The 2617-nt window shown below is 65.0% G+C and carries 2 protein-coding genes; both read right to left on the bottom strand.

Annotation, left to right across the window (positions count from 1 at the left end; all coding sequences use genetic code 11):
- Window positions 1-28: 28 nt before the first annotated feature.
- Window positions 29-1942 carry an alpha/beta hydrolase family protein gene (locus WBF82_RS19895; RefSeq protein WP_424384657.1) on the bottom strand — a complete coding sequence of 638 codons (1914 nt, stop codon included), beginning with the start codon at window positions 1940-1942 and terminating at the stop codon, window positions 29-31.
- A 4-nt stretch (window positions 1943-1946) separates the two neighbouring features.
- The coding region (locus WBF82_RS19890; protein ID WP_424384656.1) for an asparagine synthase-related protein at window positions 1947-2617 on the bottom strand (671 nt) is incomplete at its 5' end.

Genomic DNA, 2617 nt, shown 5'->3' with positions numbered 1-2617 from the left:
GTTCAACCCCGACACCCTGCTCGCGGGTCTATGACACCTCGACAAGCGGCTCGGTAGCGCCGAACGCTGTGTTGAGCCATTCGCTCATCGTCGCGGCCAGCCGAGCTCGGTTCTCCCGCTTGATGATCGCGTGGCCGTCGTCGCTGAAAAGCAGGTAGCGCACGTTCCGACCGGCTGCGCGCAGCGCATCGACAATCTGCTCGGATTCGCTTACCGGCACGTTGGTGTCGTGGGCGCCGTGCACCACCAGCAACGGCGCGGCCAACTTATCGACCCGGCGCAGCGGCGACAGCCGCTCGAGCAGCTCGCGGTCGCTGATCGGGTGGCCGTACTTGGCGTCGGCCGCGTCGGCGATCCACTGCTCGGTGTTGTGATACCAGGTGGTGAGGTCACTCATCCCGCAGATGGTGATACCCGCAGCGAACAACGCCGGGTGAAACGTCATCGCCGCCATCGTGAGATAGCCGCCGTACGACCAGCCCGCGCAGGCGATCCGATGCGGTTCGGCCAGACCGTTGTCGATGAGGAAACTCACACAGTCAGCAACGTCGTCGATGGCTGCGAACCGGCGCTCCTTTTCGTCGGCGTGACCGAACGTCCGGCCAAACCCGCCCGAGCCGCGGACATTCGGTGTCAACACCGTGATCCCGTCGTTGACCAGATGGGAAAATATCTCGTTGTAGCCCGGCCGGGACTGGCCTTCGGGCCCGCCGTGCAGGTAAATCACCGCGCCCGTACTCGCGGCGGCAGGCCGGTACAGCCATGCGTTGAGTCTCAGCCCATCACGCGCGGTGATCGTCTCAGGGCGTGTGCCGGCCGAGAAACCGGGGACGATCGGCCCGCGGCTGGGTTCGCGGTCGATCGGTTCCCATTCGCGCGTGCGCGGATCCACCAACTCGACGGTTCGCGGCAACGACGGCCCCTCGACGGTCATCGCGACCATCGAGCCACCCGCGCTTATCGACAACTCGCTCGCCACCATACCCGGCAACGGGATCGGTTCATCCAGCGTGTAGTCGGAGTACTGGAGGATCTGTAATTCGCTGCGGCCCTGCATATTCCATAGCAATGCCACCGTTGACAGGTCGTCGCTCACCACGAACTCATCGAGGTCACAGTCGGGGCGTTCAGCCACCACGAAATAGCTGACGCCGTCCTGGGTGGCGGTGACCTCGAGCAACCGGGCATGCTCGCAACCATTCTCACTGCGGATCAGTGCCCGCACGTAGCCCCGACCGAAGCGGTCACCCCGCGACCGTGGGCGGCTGCGGTTCGTTTGGTAGGTCTTGGCGGGGCGATATAGCTTGGTCCGGTCGCCATCCTGGCCGTGGCGCAGACGGCGCGGATGGTGGTCATCGAGGATCACCCCGTTGTCGGTCGTCGAACCCGGATCGTATGGCAGCAAAGCGATTTCGGTTTGCCCGTGCAGCATGATCAATTCTCGATAGCCCCGTGGCCCGACCCGGATCAGCGATGCCCCGGCCCATGCATCGACCAGCCGGCCGCCGGAGCGACTGTCCAGGACCGTCCAACTACCATCGGCCGGATCGATCAGGCAGGACCGGCCGACCCCGTCGTCGCCGGTCAGGATCGCCGCCACCCGCACACCGTCCCAGGCGATCAGCTCGGCGGTCCCATGTTCTTCGCGGTCGATGCGCCGGGCCATCCGATCGTCCGGATCGGTTGTGACGACCCAGATCTGCCTGCGGGTGCCGCCATCGGGTGCCACCTCGCAGGCCAGCCACTGACCGTCGGCGGAATGGATGACACGAGAGACCGGGCCTTCCACCGGCAGTTCGACGTCGCGGGACGAACTCGCCCGCCATCCGCGCAGAAACCGTTGCACCGCACGTGGATAGCCGCCGTCGTCGATGAGATGGGCGAACGCGGTGGCGTCCGGGGACAGTGATGCGCCGTAAAGTGCGCGCACCTGCTGTCCCATCGGATTACACCTCCATGTTCTGCAGCCACATCTCGAGCACCGCCAATTGCCAGAGCGTGTTCGCGTCCAGCCTGGTCCGCGTCTCGTTCGGTGCGGCCATCAGTGCCTTGACGCTCTCGGCACGATACAACCCGCGACTGCGGGCGGCATCGTTGGTCAGCGCGTCAACCACCATGTCCAACAGCTCGCCGTGCAGATGGCGGATGCTCGGCACCGGAAAGTGGCCCTTGGTCCGGTCGATCACTTCCGACGGTAGCAGCGCCCGCGACGCATCCTTCAGCACGCCTTTGCCATTCGAAGCCAGCTTCAGCTCAGGCGGGCACGTGGCCGCAAGCTCGACGAAGTCGTGGTCGAGGAACGGCACCCGCGCCTCCAGACCCCACGCCATCGTCATCGAGTCGACACGCTTGACCGGATCGTCGACCAGCATGACCTGAGTGTCTAGGCGCAGCGCCGCGTCCACCGCGGAATCCGCGCCCGGCAACCCCTGATGTGCGCTCGCGAACTCATGGCTCACGTCGTCGTCAATCCCGTATTCCGGGTTGAAAATGGACAGCACATCGTCATGGTCGCGGTCGAAGAACACCTTGGCGTATGCCTCGGTGGTCTGTTCGCGGGCAATGTTGGCCAACGGCGGGTACCAGAAGTAACCGGCCAAAATTTCGTCAGCGCCCT

The organism is Mycobacterium sp. (assembly GCF_049673265.1).
Lineage (GTDB): Bacteria > Actinomycetota > Actinomycetes > Mycobacteriales > Mycobacteriaceae > Mycobacterium.
Note: the sequence above shows the minus strand (reverse complement) of the source record. Positions and strands in the feature narration are given on the sequence as shown.

What these genes read in the sequence shown, in the direction of transcription:
- WBF82_RS19895 (WP_424384657.1), bottom strand. Translation starts at nt 1,942, where the DNA reads ATGGGACAGCAGGTGCGCGCACTTTACGGCGCATCACTGTCCCCGGAC.